The following is a 16,866-nucleotide window of genomic DNA, read 5'->3' as shown; positions in this document are numbered from 1 at the left end:
GCCCGGCTCCCTACGCGAGTCCACTAGCACCGACGAATGGCTTCCTGCTGGCACAATCGCGACATAGTCGAATCCTGCCCCCTTGATCTACTCCTCAGCCAGCCACGACGCGAGACACGTCCGAGGCATAGGTAAGCTTCGTTCTTCCGTTCGGAATGCGAATAATTATAGAATCTTGCTGATGTAGGGATGGTCTGCGCGACGCCTTGGACTGCTGCGACCGCGAGAGCATCGGCTTCGTCGCCACCACCGAAGGCATCAAGGGCGAGCACGTCGAGGCCCTCATGCTCCTCGTCGTGGAGGGCCGCTTCGGCCGCGTGAACCGCCTGCCACAGACGATCGAGTGGCTCACCGACAACGGCTCGGGCACCATCGCCGGCGAAACCAAGCGCCTGGCATGCAATATCGGGCCAGAGCCCAGAACCACGCCAGAGTTGAGCCCGCAATCCAACGGCATGGCCGAAGCCTTTGTCCGAACGATCAAGCGCGACTACGTCCGCGTCTCGTCCCTTCCGCATGCTCGAACCGTCATCGACACACGGCCGGTCTGGTTCAAACACGACAACACCGTTCACCCGTACAAGGCGCTCGACTATCTGTCACCGCGTGAATTCATCGCGTCCCGACAATCCCTCTGATCCTGTCCGATCATTCGGGGGCAACAACACAACCCGTTCTCGCGCATCAGCCGGGCGGTGCGCCGCCGCCCGATCGCCAAGCCATTGCCGCGCAGTTCATGCACCATGCGCGGGCTGCCATAGGTCCCGTTCGAAACGGCAAACGCTGAGCGGACATGCGCCAGCAGCACCATGTCGTCGCGCTGGCGTTGGCAGGCCGGACGATCCTGCCAGGCGAAATATCCGCTTGAGCTGACGCCAAGGACTTTGCACAGGCGATGGATGGGGAACTCTTTCTTCGCCGCGTCGATGAAACGAAACCTCATCGACTTCCCTCCTTGGCGAAAAAAAAAGTTGCGGCCTGCTTCAGGATCTAGCGCTCTTGCCGCAAGATCTCGTTCTCGCGTCGCAATCGGTTCACCTCGACGGCCAAGTCCTCCTGACGTTCAGGAGGCGGCGCTTCCAGATCGCGCTCCCGGCGCTTGTCGAGCCAACGGCGCAACGTCGAAAGCCCTATGCCGAGATCCTCGGCGATCTCACGCTGCGTTCGACCGCTCGTCTCCACCAGACGAACGGCCTCCGCCTCAAACTTCTTGCCAAACCGGCGCTGCGGCTTGCCCATGGAATGCTCCTCTTTCCTGCAGAAGAGCTCTCCACTTTCCCGGCTCTTGCGCATGTTGTGTGGTTTCACGGTGCCAAGAGCAGCCGTCGGCGGAGCAGATCGAGACTTGCGCGGCCATACATCGAACGCTTCAGCAGCTTGAGCTTGTTGACCTGGCCTTCGACTTGGGCGTTGCTCCATCCTGTCCGCAGGGCCGCCTGGACTGCAGCACCGTCCTGTTCGAGCCCGGCGGCGAACGTTTCGAGCGGGCGGATGCCGCACCCCTTCGCGTCGAGCAGCCATGTTTCAAAGACGGAGACAGCGTCTCGGGACCGGGTGCCGACGCGGCGGACAAGATCGACGAAGCTGCGAACGAGGGGGATGAGAATGGCGGCATCGTGATCCTGATCAAGCTGCTGGACGATAGCCGCTTCTTCAGCCGATCGCGTCGCAGGCGCTTTGACGATCAGCCATGCGAGCTGCTTGGGCGATGGAAGGGACGAAGGTTGCCAGGAACGCCACTGTGGAGGGACTGCGTCGGATCGGAGCGGCGCATGCTTTGAAGGAGCCGTTCGATGGTCCTGAAGCCAGCGGTGGATCTGGCCGACAGATCCGATGTAGCCATGCGCACGGCATTCGCGCCAGAGCTGCAGGCCGTTCTCACAGCCTTGCGCCAGCCGCGCCTGGAGCATCGAAAGGTACGGGTCGATGATGCTGGTTCCCGGTGGCTGCACGGCGCGCTCTGGAAAGGCTTCGGCATAGGCAAACTTACGCACGGTTGTCGGAGACAGGCCTGTGGCACGGCTGATCGCCATCACCGTCTCGCCGGCGAGATGGCGACGCCGAACGTCGTCATATTGAGCCATGCGCCGGACTCGGCTGTCGGCTGCAACGGTTTCGTCCGCTTGGGTGCGCCTGAACGTTTTGATGCGGCTCGCCTTTGCCGTCTCCGGGAAAGGCAGCATCGGCAGTCGCCGCAGACGCGCATGGGCTCCGGCGGTCCAGCGCTCGACCATCTGCCGCACGTTGTAAAGAAGGTGCCAGCGGTCGGCGACCTGAACGGCGCTCGGAGCGCCCGTCGTGATGGCGCGGCGATACTCTGTCGAACGATCGCGTGCGACGACTTTGATCTCAGGCCTTTGACGAAGCCAGTCGATCACCGGTTCTGCCGTTCGGTCGGGCAAGAGGTCGATCGGCCGATGGCGCTCGAGATCCACGATGATCGTTCCGTAGCGCAACCGCTTCCTCATGGCCCAATCATCCACGCCGATCACCGCCGGTACCGGCATGGCCGGCTGAGGCAGCCGGCGAACCAGCCGCAGGATCGTGTCGCCGCTGACGGGCATCGCGAGTTGGCTCGCGAGGCGGCCCCCTGCAGCGCCGCCGAGAGCAATTCCGATCTTCGCCTGAGCCTGTGCGAGACGCTTGGTCCTTTGCGCCGACGGCGCAATCAGCATCGGCAGTCGCTCTGCGAAAGTTCGTCGTTGGCAGCCGTCGTTCGCACAGGCATACCGCCGAACACGAACGTCGAGCCGGACCTACCGACCGGCAACGGGCAAATCGGCTGGATGACGGTCATAGTAGCCGTGCACGATCGTTGATCGTCGTTGACACTCCGGGCATCGCTCGCCCTCATGGCGTCCCTGCAACGAAATGGTCAGCCCCGACTTCCCTTCCCGCCAGACTCCTTCGCCAAGGCAGCCAGGCATTATGGATATCTCCGACATACTTCCTCCACCGCGTCATCTGCGGTGTTAGAAAGAGTCCCGGCGCCCAAAAACCACACAACATGCGCAAGAGCCACTTTCCCGAGGCAAGTCCACTCGTCCTCGGCCTTCTCGTCGCCCTCGCGTTGACCGGGCTTGGCGTTCCCACCGTCGTCATCGGTCTTCTGGCTTTGGCTGCGCCTGCCTCCGACACGATGGATGTCGTAGGCGACGAGCGGCCGTTTACGGTTCGCCGCATCTTGGCGAACTGGACGTCGTGGCGGACGTTAAAGAAAGCTGAGGTGAATGCCGATCTACGGCTTTCTGACCACGTAGCCGAATGCGGTCGTTGCTCCAATCCATCCCTAAGCCCTAACACCTGCCGGGTTGAGAGTGGATCATACGTTTATACGGTCCCCGCGGTTGTTCGATCAGCCATGATCTCCTGCCATGATTCGTAGGCGGCAAGCACCGTCTCCATTTGAGCAGTGTGCCCGGCGACGAAGTCCGCACCGTAGATCGTCTCGTCTGGATACTCGGTGATCAGCGTCACTGGCGCGATATGGCGCTCATCCACCGAGGACAGGCAGGGGACGCCGTTGACGATGCGAAACCCGGTCTCGCCGGCGTGGATCTCGTAGAGCGCGATCTGGCGGCGATTGGTGTCGAGAAGGCCGGGCAGGGCACCGAGACGGCGCGTCACTTGGTGAAGCAGCCGCTCCGCCGGTTCGGCCCAGTCCTCGTGATGGCGCAGCACCAGGAAGAAGCCCTTGGGAAGCGTCCACATGCCGAAGCCGCGTGGCACGTAGCCAGAGAGGGGCCGGGTCCATTCGTGCGAGGGGTAGCCGTGCAGGTTCACGTGGAGCCGGGCGCCGGTCGCGCTCTGCGCCTCGAGATGAATCTCCTTCTCGCCGAGATGCGCCCCGGCCGTTTCGCGTGTGCGGTATTCGAGATCGTCGCCGAGCGCGGTGTAGCGGGCCGCGTGATGCATGTGACGGGGATTGATGCGGCGAAGGCGCTGGCTGAGCGCGTAGCCGTCGGGGTTCTCGAGCGGCGAGGCGACGAAATGCGCGCCGGGCCGCCGCGCCAGCCGCTCGGCAGCCCGCAGGGCACCGACGATGCCGCTCGGTTCGTTCGGATGTTGCCCCCCGCTGATCATCACCGGCGCGTCGCCGCCGACGACATGACGTGCGAAGACGAGGCGCCCGGCGCGCGAGCGTGCCCCCAGGCCTTTGCCGCCGAACGAGGCGAGAACGGCAGAGATCTGGCGGGCGGCGGGCGGTTCAGCCGCTCGGTCGAGATCCTGGTCCGGTCCGTCCGCGAAGGCCGTGGTCAGCGGGCGGGTTTCGACGCGGATGCAGACCTCGCCGTCGCCCGCCACGATCTCGGGCACGATCTGTCCGGGGCGCAGGCCCCGGTCCCCGAGCGGGCGTCCGGATTTCTGCTGGAAGAGTTCGAGAAGGCTGAAATAGAACTCCTCGTGAAGCGCCTCGCGAAGGCTGACCGTCTCGTCGCCGACGGGCAGGGGCATGTCGGCAGCAGGATAGGCGACGCGGATGTTGAGCTCCTCGAAATAGGGCTCGTCCCGGCCCCAGTCCTGCGCGGCGATCGCTCCGAGCGCGTCGTGTAACAGGCGCTCGTAGTCGGTCTCCAGTCGCCGGCCTTCGGCGTCGCCGACCTCGCGGACCCAGCCCGTCGGCGAAACGTTGGTCTCTCCCACGATGTCCATGTGAACGCGGTTCGGCGCCGGGATCGTCAGCGACTCTTCCACGCCGCCGCGCATCAGCGCGACGTCGTAGCGGAACGCCGCGTCCGCGCGCGCAACGAAGGCGATCGGCCGATCGCCGACCAGCGCCGCGAGCGGATAGGCTTCCAGCCGGAAGCGGTTGGCTGGTGCCTGCGGATGCACGGGATAGCGAACCTCGATCGCGGTGACACCCGCCAGATCGATGTCTTCGAGGAAGGCGAAGAGCAGCGGCTTGTAGGCGCTGCGGATGCGTGCCGAAACGTCCTTGTGGCGGAGACGACGTTCCGCATCGCGGCGGTGTTCGGGATCGTCGAAGGTCCAGGCCTCGAAGGCGGCGCCGGAAACGGCGTGTTCCACCAGCATGTCGAGGCTGCGTTCGAAACGCTTGGCGAAGATCTGGGTCATCGGGTCAGCGCGTCCTGCCGGTCGGGTCGAGGCTGTCGCGCAGCCAGTCGCCGAGAAGATTGAGCCCAAGCACGGTGAGGAGGATCGCGAGGCCCGGAAATACCGACACCCACCAGGCGAGCTGGAGGTAGGTGCGCCCGTCAGCCAGCATGCCGCCCCAGCTCGGAATGGTCGGATCGACGCCGAGGCCGAGGAAGGTGAGCGAGGATTCGAGCAGGATGTTGGTGGCGATGTTCAGCGTCATCAGGACGATCACCGGCCCCGCAAGATTGGGCAGGAGATGATGTAGGATGATGTTGCGGTCGCTGACGCCGATGGCGCGGGCCGACAGCACGAACTCGCGCTCGCGCAGCGACAGGACTGAGCCCCGCACGAGACGCGCATACTGCACCCATTGGGAGGCGATGAGCAGCAGGATGGTGTTCGTCAGGCTGCCGCCGACGATGGCAATGAAGGTGATCGCCAGTAGGATGAAGGGCATGGCGAGTTGCACGTCGGCAAAGCGCATCACCACCATGTCCCAGATGCCGCGGTAATAGCCGGCGATCAGCCCCATGAAGACGCCAACCACCACGGAGCCGGCGACCGAGAGCAGGCCGACGGTGAGCGAGATCTTGCCGCCCTGCACGACGCGCGCGAGAACGTCGCGGCCGAGCGGATCGGTGCCGAGCGGAAAGGCAGGGTTGCCGAAGGGTGCCACGAGCCGCGCCGTCAGGTTGATCTTCGATCCAGCGTCCGGAAAGATCAGGTCCGAGAACAGGACGGCGAGGCAGATGCCAGCCGTCAACAGCGCGCCGAGGATGAATTCGAGATTGGCGAAGCGTCGGGTGAGGCTGGTCATCGGGAGCTACTCCGTGCGCACGCGCGGATCGACGAGGCCGTAGGCGATGTCGACGAGAAGGTTGACGGCGACGATGAGCAGCGCCAGCACCGTGATCACCCCCTGCAACAGGGGATAGTCTCGGGCGGCGACGGCATCGAAGGCGAGGGTGCCGAGCCCCGGCCAGTTGAACACGCGCTCCACCACGACGATGCCGCCGAGAAGGCCGCCGAACTGGATGCCGAAATAGGTGATCAGCGGGATCGCGCAGTTGCGCAGCGCGTGTTTGTAGAGAACCTTGGCTTCGCTGAGCCCCTTGGCGCGGGCGACCATCACATACTGCGAGTGCAGCGTTTCCAGCATGGTGGTGCGCACGAGGCGCACGTTCGTCGCCGTCAGGATGAGGCCCATGGTGAAGGCCGGCATGACGTAGGATTGCCACGTGCCCATGCCGCTTGGGGGCAGCCAGCCGAGCGTGATGGCGAAGAGCAGCACCAGCATCGTGGCGAGCCAGAAGTTCGGAAACGACAGGCCGATCAACGAGAAGATGCGGATCATCTGGTCGCTCCAGCGGCCGCGTGAGGTGGCCGCCTTGATGCCGAGCGGAATGGACACCACGATCGACAGGGCGATGGACAGGAAGGCGAGGAGCAGTGTCGGCCCGATCGCCTGCGCGAGTAGCGCCGAGACGGGCGTGCCGCCCGCGAAGCTGCGGCCGAAGTCCAGCGTCAGCACACCCCCGAGGAACAAAAGATACTGGGTGAGGAAGGGCTTGTCGACGCCGAGCGCCGTGCGGATGCGCGCGAGATCCTCTTCCGTCATCGACCCGCCGCCCTGGAACATCGTCACTGCGGGATCGCCGGTGAGACGTATCGCGAAGGAGACGAGCAGGGTAACGGCGATCACGACGAAGATCGCCTGAAGCACGCGTTTGATGAGGAAGCCGGCCAAGTGATCGTTCTCCGGAAGCGGGCGCGCGCGCGAGCGGCTCGCGGCCGTCGGTTCGGTCGAGGTCGTGGCGGGAGGCCACCCCGGAAGGGGCCTCCCGCCGGATGCTCTTCAGTCGACAGAGACGGTGTCGAACTTCGTGCGGTTGTCGGGCGCCGGCACGAAGCCCTTGACGCGCTTGTTGACCCCGTAGATGGCGTTCGAATTGTAGAGCGGCATTTCGAGCGCGCGATCGGCGACGGACACCGCGATCTCCCGCAGGATCCGCTCGCGCTCGGTGCGATCGGTCAGCGAGCGCTGCGATTCCAAGAGCTTGTCGAGCGCCGGATCACTCTCATACGGGTTCCACTTCTCGCCCGAGTGATACATCGAGTAGGCGGTGTTATCGTAGTCGAAGGTCCAGCCACCCCAGCTCTGCTGGAACATCGCGCCGGTCTTGCCCTGCGGGATGATGTCGTTGAGAAGGACGTTGGTTTCGTAGGGCTGGATGGAGGCGGTGATGCCGACCATCTGCAGGTAGCTTGCGATCACCTGCGCCACTTCGTTCATCGTCTGGTCGTTGCCACGCACGTCGATCTGGACGCGTGTGCCCTCCGACACGCCGGCATCGGCCAGGAGCTTCTTGGCCGCTTCCGGATCGTAGGGCAGGGGCTTCAGGGCGGGATCGTCGCCGAAGGAGAGCGCGCTCTGGAACGAGGCGATCTCGCTCGCCTGACCGGCGAGGATCTGCTGCACGATGGTGGTGCGATCCACCGCCATGATCAGCGCCTTGCGCACCTTCGCGTCCTTGGTGACGCCGTCGCGCGTGTTGAAGCGCAGCGCCGTGACCGTCGGTCCGGGAACCGAGACGAGTTCGAGATTGGCGTCGCCGCGGATGATTTCGACCATGCCGACCGGGATCGTCGGCGGCAGCACGATATCGACGCGGCCCGCCTGCAGTTCGGCGACGGCGGTCGAGGGTTCCGCGATGAAGCGGTATTCGAGCTCCGACAGCTTCGGTGCGCCGCCCCAGTAGTCGGGGTTGGCTGCGAGCTTGATGTCGACCTTGGGCGCGTAAGACACGAACTTGAACGGGCCGGTGCCGACCGGGTTCGTGTTGAAATGGTCCTCCCCCTGCTCTGCGATGTATTTCGGCGGCACGATCATCGCGCCGTAGCCGGCCAGCTTGGTGAGCAGCACCGGGTCAGGCGACTTCAGCTTCATGTCCACGGTGTGATCGTCGATGATCTCGACGGTGTCGATGGCCGTGTAGTTGGAGCGTTGGGGGCCCTTGGAACCCTGTTCGCCGAGCAGGCGCTCGAACGTGAACTTGACCGCCGCGGCATTGAACGGCTCGCCATTGTGGAACGTCACGCCTTCCCGCAGCTTGAAGCGGATGCGCTTGCCCTCGTCGAGAACCTCCCAGGATTCGGCAAGACCGGGAACGAGCTTGAGGTCCGGCCCGCGATAGGTAAGGCCGTCGAAGACGTTGGTGGCGACGGCCGCCCAGTTCACCAGGAACGTGTCGACGGGATCCCAGCTGCCGGGATCCTGCGGCGAGGAGACGGTCAGCTTGCCCGCGGCCAGCGCCGGTGCGGTACCGAGGGCGAGGCCCGCCACGGACAGGCCCAGAAGAGCCGCGCGGATTTTCGTCGTTCTCATCACTGCGTGTTCCCTCTTGAGGTTGGTTCGGTGGATCGTGTCAGGCGCCTTGCGCCACGAAGTGCCCCGGCGTGATTTCACGGCGCGCCAGGATTGCCGGCTCGTTGCCGACGGCGCGCACGGGACTGGGGATCTCGCCTTCGATCATCGCCGAGCTGCGCGCCCGAGCGGGATCGGCGACGGGAACGGCGGAGAGGAGCTTGCGGGTATAGGCGTGCCCCGGCGTCTCGAAGACCTGACGACGGCTGCCGAGTTCCATGATCTGGCCGAGATAGAGAACCGCCACACGGTGGCTCATCTTTTCGACCACGGCCATGTCGTGGCTGATGAACAGGTAGGCGAGGCCGCGCTCGGCCTGGAGGTCCATGAATAGGTTGATGATCTGCGCCTGGATCGACACGTCGAGCGCCGACAGGGCTTCGTCCGCGATGATCAGCTTGGGGTCGCAGGCCAGCGCCCGTGCGATGCAGACGCGCTGGCGCTGGCCGCCGGAAAACTCGTGCGGGTAGCGTTTGGCGTGTTCGGGAAGGAGCCCGACCCGTTCGAGCAGGCCGTGGACGCGCGTCTCGATCTCGCGGCTCGAATGAAGAAGCCCATGCGTGCGGATCGGCTCGGCGATCGAGAAGCCAACCGACTTGCGTGGGTCGAGCGAGGCGAACGGATCCTGGAAGATGTATTGGACGTCCTGCCGCAGGCGGTGACGCTCGGCGGCACTCATCGCGCTCAGCGGCCGGCCGGCGAAGGAAATCCGACCCGACGTCGCCGCCTGCAACTGCTGGACGGCGCGGCCGATGGTGGACTTTCCCGAGCCCGACTCTCCGACCAGCGCCAGCGTCTCGCCGGGATGGATGTCGAAGGACACGTCTTCCACCGCGTGGACGCGGTGCGTGACGCCGCCCCAGAACGTCTTCTTCACGTCGAAGCGAACCACCAGATCCTTGACCGACAAGAGCGGCGCGTCGCCGTATCGCGCCGTGTCCTGGATGCGCTCCGAGCCGATGAGCGTCGGTTCGCCGTCCTGGAGAACGGTCAGCGGCATGCGCTTGGGCAGGTCCTCGCCCGTCATGCTACCGAGCGTCGGCACGGCGGCCAGCAGCGTGCAGGTGTAGGGATGGCGCGGCGCGGCGAAGATCTCGCGAACCGGGCCCTCCTCGACCTTCTTCCCCTTCCACATCACGACGACGTCGTCAGCCATCTCGGCGACGACGCCCATGTCGTGGGTGATGAAGATCATCGCCATGCCGAGTTCCCGCTGCAGATCCCGCATGATGGTGAGGATCTGCGCCTGGATCGTCACGTCGAGCGCCGTGGTCGGCTCGTCGGCGATGAGAAGGCGGGGGCGGCAGGCGAGCGCCATGGCGATCATGACGCGCTGGCGCATGCCGCCGGACAGCTGGTGCGGGAAGCGCCCGAGGAGTTCGGCGGAATCGGGCAGGCGCACCATGTCGAGAAGGCGTCGTCCCTCCGTGAGCGCCGCGCTCTTCGTCATGCCCTCATGCAGGGTCAGCACCTCGCCGATCTGGTCGCCGATCGTGTAGACCGGGTTGAGCGAGGTCATCGGTTCCTGGAAGATCATGGCGATCTCCTTGCCGCGAAGCCCGCGCATCTGCTTCTGCGACTGTTGCAGGAGGTCGATCTCGCCCGATGGACGATCGAACAGGATGCGGCCCGTGGGGAACTTGGCTCCCGCCATGTCGGCCAGCCGCATCACGGACATGGAGGTGACGGACTTTCCCGAACCGGACTCGCCGACCACCGCGACGGTCTTGCCGGCGGGCACCGTGAAGGAGAGATCGTCGACCACGGTCGAGGTGCCGAACCGGACGCCGAGGTTTTCGACCGTCAGGATCGGCCGGCCCGCGTTCGCTCGCTCGGTCATGCCATCGTTCCCACTTCGGTCCCTGCCTCCGCGGCAGGGGCGTGCGTCTGCGATATGCGCGCGATCACCGCGCCACCCGCCTGCGACGATCCGGCTTCCGCAAGACGCCGGACGACACCGGCGATCGGGGCGCTGACCGCCGTCTCCATCTTCATGACATCCATCATCGCCAGAACCTCGCCTTCCCGCACGAGGGCGCCGTCCTCGACCTTCCAATGGGCGAGAACGCCGGGCGTGGGAACGCGGACGGCGCCTCGATCGGGCTCCTCCTGCGGGGGCACAGCGCGCGTTTGCGCCGATGCCTGGCCAAGACGCTGGAGAAGGGCGTCGGGAATCCCGATCTCGACGCGCTTGCCGTCGATCTCGACATGAACGCGCATCAAGCCTTCCGACGCCGGCGCGGGGCGGGCGGCGGCTTCCAGCGTTTCCGCGAAGTCCGTTTCGATCCATCGCGTGTGGACGCGGATCTCGTCGCCGGCGAAGTCGGGATGGCCCAGAACGGCGCGATGGAACGGCAGGACCGAGGGCACGCCCTCGATGTGGAATTCCCCCAGCGCGCGGCGGGCGCGGGCGATCGCCTGACCTCGCGTCGACCCCCAGACGATCAGCTTGGCAACCAACGAATCGAACATCGGCGGGACGATCGCACGGCCTTCAATGCCCGAATCCAGCCGGACGCCGGGCCCGGACGGCGGGGCGAACCGCGTGACCTCCCCCGCGGCCGGCAGGAAGCCGCGCGCCGCGTCCTCCATGTTGATGCGGAACTCGATCGCATGGCCACGTGGCACAGGTGTCTGCGTGATGGAGAGCGCCAGACCCTCCGCGATGCGGAACTGTTCCACGACGAGATCGAGCCCGGTGGTCTCCTCCGTCACAGGATGCTCGACCTGAAGCCGTGTGTTCACTTCGAGGAAGGACACGACGCCGTCGACGCTCACGAGAAATTCCACCGTGCCTGCGCCGACATAGCCAACCTCGGCGCAGATCGCGCGGGCCGCCTCGTGGATGGCCTGCCGCTGATCCGGTGTCAGACCCGAGGCTGGCGCCTCCTCAACGAGCTTCTGGTTGCGCCGCTGCAGCGAGCAGTCGCGGGTTCCCACCACCACGACTTGGCCGAAGCGGTCGGCGAGGATCTGTGCCTCGACGTGGCGCGGACGGTCGAGGAACTGCTCGACGAAGCATTCGCCCCGGCCGAAGGCGGCCTGCGCCTCGCGGGTGGCGGACGAGAACTGATCCTCGACCTCGTCGAGCCTGCGGGCGATCTTGAGGCCACGCCCGCCGCCGCCATGCGCGGCCTTGATGGCGATCGGCAGACCGAAGGTCCGTGCGAAGGCGAGCGCTTCGGCGGCGCTCGAGATCGCGCCGTCGCTGCCGGCGACGAGCGGCGCGCCGACCTTGCGGGCGATGCGCCGCGCCTCGAGCTTGTCGCCGAGCGCCTCGATGACGTCCGGGCCGGGGCCGATCCAGACGAGGCCTGCTGCGATCACCGCCCTCGCGAAGTCCGCACGCTCCGACAGGAAGCCGTAGCCCGGATGCACCGCATCCGCGCCGCTGCGTCGCGCGGCGGCGATCAGCTTCTCGATGTCGAGATAGGTGTCCGCCGCGCTCACGCCGTTCAGCGCATGCGCCGCGTCGGCCATGGACACGAAGAGCGCATCGGCATCGGCATCGGCGTAGACAGCGACGGAGGCGAGCCCGTAGTCCCGGCAGGCCCGGATGATCCGCACCGCGATCTCGCCGCGGTTGGCGATCAGGACGGTCTTCATCACATCATCCTTCGCGAGAGACGGGGCTCGAAGGGCTGGATCGCCTGGAAGCGGATCCGCGCCCCGATGGGGATCTGGGCCGCCAGATCGAGATGGTGGTCGGCGACGCCTGCGATGACCGGGTAGCCCCCGGTCAGAGGATGGTCGGCCAGGAACAGGACCGGAAGGCCGCTCGGGGGCACCTGGATCGCGCCGTGGACGGTGGCCTCGCTCGGCAGTTCGGCGGCGATCCGGCGGGCGAGGGGCGTGCCGTCCAGGCGGATGCCGATCCGGCTCGACTGAGGTGTGACGGCCCAGGCTTGGCCGAGGAATTGGCGGACCGCCTCCTCGGTGAACCAGTCGGTGCGCGGCCCCATGGCGACGTCGAGGACCACGACGTCTCCCGCTCGCGGCAGGGCCGAGACCGGGCGTCGATCGAGCGCCACCGCCGCGCCTCCCGTTCGCGACAGGATGGGAACGACGTCGCCCGGTCGCAGGGCAGCCGGGCCGATCTGCGCCAGCGTATCGGCCGACGCGCTGCCGAGGACCGGCGTCACGCCGAAACCACCGCGCAGGGCGAGGTAGGAGCGCATGCCGGTCTCGGGAAAGCCGAGCGACACGACGTCACCATCGTCGAGCGCGAGCGGCGTCTCGGCGACGGCCTCGAGCCGGAGACCGTTCGCGCCGACGACCGAGATCGGCATCGGCGCCCCCGCAAGGCCCATGACGCCGCGCCCGTGCATGCGAAAGCCGAAGCCCCCGAGCGTGATCTCCAGCACCGCGGTCTCGACGGGATTGCCGACGAGACGGTTGGCGGCACGGCAACTCGCCCGGTCGGCGGCTCCCGATCGCCCGATGCCCTGGTCGGAAAGTCCCGGTCGGCCGAGATCCTGGAAAAGGACGGGCGTGGCGAGTGTCAGAATTTCGAGCGCGTTCGGCGCATCCACAGGTGCGACCGCATCGACCGGTCGGGGTGTCGCCATCTCGTAAGGCTTGTCCCCTGCGATGCTACGGAACCGGACGCGATGGCCGGGCTGGAGCAGGGATGCTGGGTGGCGCTCGATATCGAACAGGACGAGCGTCGTCCTACCGATCAGCTGCCAGCCGCCTGGGCTTGTCTTGGGATAGATGCCGCTGAACTCTCCAGCGAGCCCCACCGCGCCCGCGGGAACCTGCGTTCGGGGCGAGACTCGGCGCGCCACGTTCAGGCGCGGATCGCCGCCGGCGAGATAGGCGAAACCCGGTGCGAAGCCGGTGAACGCCACGACGTAGTCGGCCGCCTCGTGTCGATGCACGACCTCTTCCACGCCAAGGCCCAGCAGATCCGCTACCTTGCCGAGATCCTCTCCGTCGTAGACAACGGGAATCTCGACAAGAGGCCCTGCGGCGGCGTTTGGGCGCTGGCCGATGCGGCCACCGAGCGCTTCCGTCAGCGCGTTCTGTGAGAGAGCGAAGGGATCGAACGTGACGAGAAGCGTGCGGGCCGCCGGGATGATCTCCCGGACGCCCGCAACGGGATCGCGCGTCAGGGCATCGAACAGGGCGAGCGTCTCGTCGAGATCCGCCAGTTCCACGAGCAGCCCGCCGCGTCCCATCGGCAAGAGGCGTAGAGCGGTTTCGCCAGGCGTGTCGGGGAGGGCAGATCGCACCGCCGTTCAGGCTTCGGACGAAAAGGATCGGACGGCGAAGCCGGACTCTTCGAGCCGGGCGCGCACCCGGCGCGCCATCGACACGGCGCCCGGCGTGTCGCCATGGACGCAGATCGACTGCGCCTCGACGCGCGCCGGCGTTCCGTCGATCGTCTCGATCGTGCCATCCCGCATCCAGCGCACCATGCGCTCAGCCACGAGGTCCGGGTCGTGGAGAACCGCACCCGCCTGCCGCCGGGAGACGAGATGGCCGTCCGAGGTATAGGCGCGATCGGCGAAGGCCTCTGCGGCGACGGCGAGGCCGGCGGCCCGGGCCTGCGCCACCAGGGGCGAACCGGCCAGCGCCATCAGCGCCAGCGCCGGGTCCACCGCCCGGATGGCGGCGATCACGTCCCCGGCCTGACGCGGGTCGGTCGCGATCGTGTTGTAGAGCGCGCCATGCGGCTTGACGTAGGTGACGCGAGTGCCGGCAGCCGTCGCCAGTCCCTGCAGAGCGCCGATCTGGTAGATCACGTCGCCGACGAGTTCCTGGCTCGACAGGTCCATGTTGCGCCGGCCGAAGCCGGCGAGATCGCGGTATCCGACATGAGCCCCCACCGCGACGCCGCGCGTCTTAGCCGTTCGCAGGGTCTCGAGGATGCCGGCGGGATCGCCCGCATGGAAGCCGCAGGCGACGTTGGCGCTGGTGACGATGTCGAGCATCGCCGCGTCGTCGCCAATGGTCCAGGCGCCGAAGCTTTCGCCGAGATCGCTGTTGAGGTCGATGGCTTGCATTCGCCTACCCGCTCCACGTTCACCGGCGAGGCTAGCGACGGAGAACAACTCTGTCCAGCTTGTTGAACAATCCTGCTTGCGTTGACATCGACCGGAAGACGAGCAAGGACGGTTGGTTCGTGATCCTTGCCGTCGATCCTGCAGCCAATGGCAGAGGAGATCGGGGAGGCCGGCTGACGGCGGGTCGAGGATGGAGGAATGGTGTGACGGCGGATCGATCGAACCGCAGGGCGAGCGCGACGCCCGAACTTGTGGACATTGTCGATCGCCCCGCAGGGGGATCGACGGACCCTTTGCGCTCGCTCGCCGAAACCGTGGCCGCCCGGCTTCGCGAGCGTGTGGTTTCGGGTGTCCTGAAGCCGGGGAGCCATCTGTCAGAACAGGCGCTCAGCGATGAGTTGGAGGTTTCACGCAACACGCTGCGCGAGGTCTTCCGCATCCTGGCCGGGGAGGGCCTTTTGCGCCACGAGGTCCATCGCGGCGTCTTCGTATCGACGCCGGGCGTCGAGGCGATCATCGATCTCTACAAGCTGCGCCGCTTTTTGGAGTGCTCCACCCTGGCGCAGGCTCAGCCGCGCCATCCCGGTACGAAGGCCATGCGGGCTGCGGTCGTGGACGCCCTCCGCTGCCGGGATGCCGAAAACTGGCTGGGCGTCGGCAGCGCCGACATCGCCTTCCATGCCGCCATCGTGGATCTCGCCGACAGCCCTCGCCTGTCGTCCTTCTACGCGCAGATCGCCTTGGAATTGCGTCTGGTCTTCGGACTGCTGCCGGACCCAGAATTCCTCCATGGCCCTTTCATCAACGAGAACCTCGCGATCGTGGCGCGGCTCGAATCCGGCGACCCGGCCGGCGCGAGCAAGATGCTGGAGGCCTATCTCAACCGCGCGGAACGACTGATTCTCAATGCCTACACGCGCGCCACGCGTTCCAAGCTGCCCAGTGACGGATCTCGGAGTGAGGTCTAGCGGACCGAGACGGTATGGCATCCAACCTTGCCGCCAACTAACATTGCAGTTGCATAGTCGGTTGAGTTCTGAATCGATGGTGAGCCATGAGGAGGAGGTCATGGTGATTGGTGGCATCGATCGAAGAGACGCTGGAGCTCTGGGCGTCGTCGTTGCGAGAAGCAAAGGGGCGGATGCGACCGCTGTTTCGTCAGGAGCGCGTGGCGGTATCAGCGGGGCAGTTCCTGGACGGGCTGCTAGTCGAGGAGCGACGCAAGACCGGCTGGATGCGAGCGGAGGCTGCCGGCGACCGTAGGCCGTGGCGACAACAGGCGGTCCTCGGGCGCGGTTGCTGGGACGCCGATGCCTTGCGCGACATCGAGCAGGATTATGTCGTCGAGCACCCGAGATCGCCAAGGATCTCAGTCCCGCCGCATGACGCCGCTTGTCGGCCGGTACGGGCACGAAGGGCGAGCGGCTTCATGACTGGGCCTATCTGAAACTGGCCGACCTCAATGGGGACGAAGGTGACGAACGCCCCCCGGTCTCTGAACGCGTGGCCTCTTGATCCGGCGCCACCTCGCGGACGGAGAGCTTGCCTTCTTCACCACTTGGTGTCCCGCCCGTACGCCGATGGAAACGCTGGTCCGGATCGAGGGGCACCGATGGACGATCGAGGACAGCTTCGAGACCGCCAAGAACGAGCTCGATCTTGACCACAACGAAACGCGTTCCTGGCATGGCTGGCACCGACACGTCTCGCTCGTCATGCTGGCCTTCGCCATGCTCGCCGCTATCCGCCAGAAAGCCAACGGGGCCGATCCGATAAAAAGGGGGCTCGCCAGCAAGGTTATGGCCCGCCGCTAATCCGCTGGTCGGTGCAGGAGATCCGCCGTATCGCTTCACGTCTGGCGCGAAGACGCATCCAGCCTGCCGATGTCATCGCATGGTGCCTCTGGCGACGAGCCTATCAAGCAGCAGCTCGACAAGCCCACATCGAAAGAAAAACGCAACTGTAATGCTTAAGCCTTGAACCGCTCGCAGGCTGTCAGGCTCTCCACATAGGCGTTCATGCTGCCGCCATAGATTTCCTCTTCCAGGAAGCAGACCTCGTCGTCGTAGGCGTCCTCAGCGACCTCACGCCACCAGCATTTCTGCTTGCCGCCCATGCCGTCACTCCAGCGATACCCACGCGCCTTCAGGGCATCCTTGGCGTGGAAGGGCGAGCCGATGGCGTGGATGCGCAAACGCGTCTGCAGCGAGGACGCCAGCAACTGCTGAAAGGCTGCCGTTGCCTGCGTTCGCGCCGGATGCGAAAGAACCTCGAGGAGGGCATGGCAATCATCGACGGCGCGGTGGCCGTTGTGAAACGCGCCGCACTGACTCA

Annotated in this window: 9 protein-coding genes and 5 pseudogenes; 3 read left to right on the top strand and 11 right to left on the bottom strand. The window is 66.0% G+C overall.

Annotated features, from left to right (window positions below; translation table 11 throughout):
* Nucleotides 1-203: 203 nt before the first annotated feature.
* Nucleotides 204-638, top strand: a pseudogene (locus tag GGR04_RS21410) (integrase core domain-containing protein); the annotation flags it as partial.
* A gap of 29 nt (nt 639-667) precedes the next feature.
* Here the strand turns inward: GGR04_RS21410 and GGR04_RS21405 are convergent.
* From GGR04_RS21405 to GGR04_RS21360, 10 genes and pseudogenes are all read right to left on the bottom strand, one after another.
* Nucleotides 668-1,239, bottom strand: a pseudogene (locus tag GGR04_RS21405) (transposase); the annotation flags it as partial.
* A 65-nt stretch (nt 1,240-1,304) separates the two neighbouring features.
* A pseudogene (locus tag GGR04_RS21400) lies at nt 1,305-2,945 on the bottom strand (ISL3 family transposase).
* 385 nt (nt 2,946-3,330) lie between these two features.
* Complete coding sequence (locus GGR04_RS21395; protein ID WP_183202318.1) at nt 3,331-5,076, bottom strand: M14 family metallopeptidase; 1,746 nt, start codon at nt 5,074-5,076, stop codon at nt 3,331-3,333.
* 4 nt (nt 5,077-5,080) lie between these two features.
* Nucleotides 5,081-5,917, bottom strand: a complete 837-nt coding sequence (locus tag GGR04_RS21390; RefSeq protein ID WP_183202317.1) for an ABC transporter permease — start codon at nt 5,915-5,917, stop codon at nt 5,081-5,083.
* A 6-nt stretch (nt 5,918-5,923) separates the two neighbouring features.
* Nucleotides 5,924-6,847 (bottom strand): ABC transporter permease, encoded by a 924-nt coding sequence (locus GGR04_RS21385; RefSeq protein ID WP_183202315.1) that lies wholly within the window; start codon nt 6,845-6,847, stop codon nt 5,924-5,926.
* A gap of 108 nt (nt 6,848-6,955) precedes the next feature.
* Nucleotides 6,956-8,485 carry an ABC transporter substrate-binding protein gene (locus tag GGR04_RS21380; RefSeq protein WP_183202313.1) on the bottom strand — a complete coding sequence of 510 codons (1,530 nt, stop codon included), beginning with the start codon at nt 8,483-8,485 and terminating at the stop codon, nt 6,956-6,958.
* 40 nt (nt 8,486-8,525) lie between these two features.
* Nucleotides 8,526-10,364, bottom strand: a complete 1,839-nt coding sequence (locus GGR04_RS21375; protein ID WP_183202311.1) for an ABC transporter ATP-binding protein — start codon at nt 10,362-10,364, stop codon at nt 8,526-8,528.
* Nucleotides 10,361-12,130, bottom strand: a complete 1,770-nt coding sequence (locus tag GGR04_RS21370) for an acetyl/propionyl/methylcrotonyl-CoA carboxylase subunit alpha (protein WP_183202309.1) — start codon at nt 12,128-12,130, stop codon at nt 10,361-10,363. The genes GGR04_RS21375 and GGR04_RS21370 overlap by 4 nt, the downstream gene beginning before the upstream one ends.
* The gene (locus GGR04_RS21365; protein WP_312857503.1) at nt 12,130-13,758 is read right to left on the bottom strand and encodes a 5-oxoprolinase subunit B/C family protein; all 1,629 of its coding nucleotides are present in this window, start codon (nt 13,756-13,758) and stop codon (nt 12,130-12,132) included. The genes GGR04_RS21370 and GGR04_RS21365 overlap by 1 nt, the downstream gene beginning before the upstream one ends.
* Nucleotides 13,759-13,764: 6 nt before the next feature.
* Complete coding sequence (locus GGR04_RS21360) at nt 13,765-14,532, bottom strand: LamB/YcsF family protein (protein WP_183202307.1); 768 nt, start codon at nt 14,530-14,532, stop codon at nt 13,765-13,767.
* A 119-nt stretch (nt 14,533-14,651) separates the two neighbouring features.
* Here GGR04_RS21360 and GGR04_RS21355 point away from each other — a divergent pair, with 119 nt between their 5' ends.
* Nucleotides 14,652-15,500 carry a GntR family transcriptional regulator gene (locus GGR04_RS21355; RefSeq protein ID WP_312857502.1) on the top strand — a complete coding sequence of 283 codons (849 nt, stop codon included), beginning with the start codon at nt 14,652-14,654 and terminating at the stop codon, nt 15,498-15,500.
* Nucleotides 15,501-15,610: 110 nt separating this feature from the next.
* Nucleotides 15,611-16,313 (top strand): annotated as a pseudogene (locus tag GGR04_RS21350) (transposase); the annotation flags it as partial.
* A gap of 188 nt (nt 16,314-16,501) precedes the next feature.
* Here GGR04_RS21350 and GGR04_RS21345 read toward each other — a convergent pair.
* Nucleotides 16,502-16,866 (bottom strand): annotated as a pseudogene (locus tag GGR04_RS21345) (3'-5' exonuclease); the annotation flags it as partial.

The sequence above is a fragment of the Aureimonas pseudogalii genome, assembly GCF_014196835.1.
Classification (GTDB): Bacteria; Pseudomonadota; Alphaproteobacteria; order Rhizobiales; family Rhizobiaceae; genus Aureimonas; species Aureimonas pseudogalii.
Note: the sequence above shows the minus strand (reverse complement) of the source record. Positions and strands in the feature narration are given on the sequence as shown.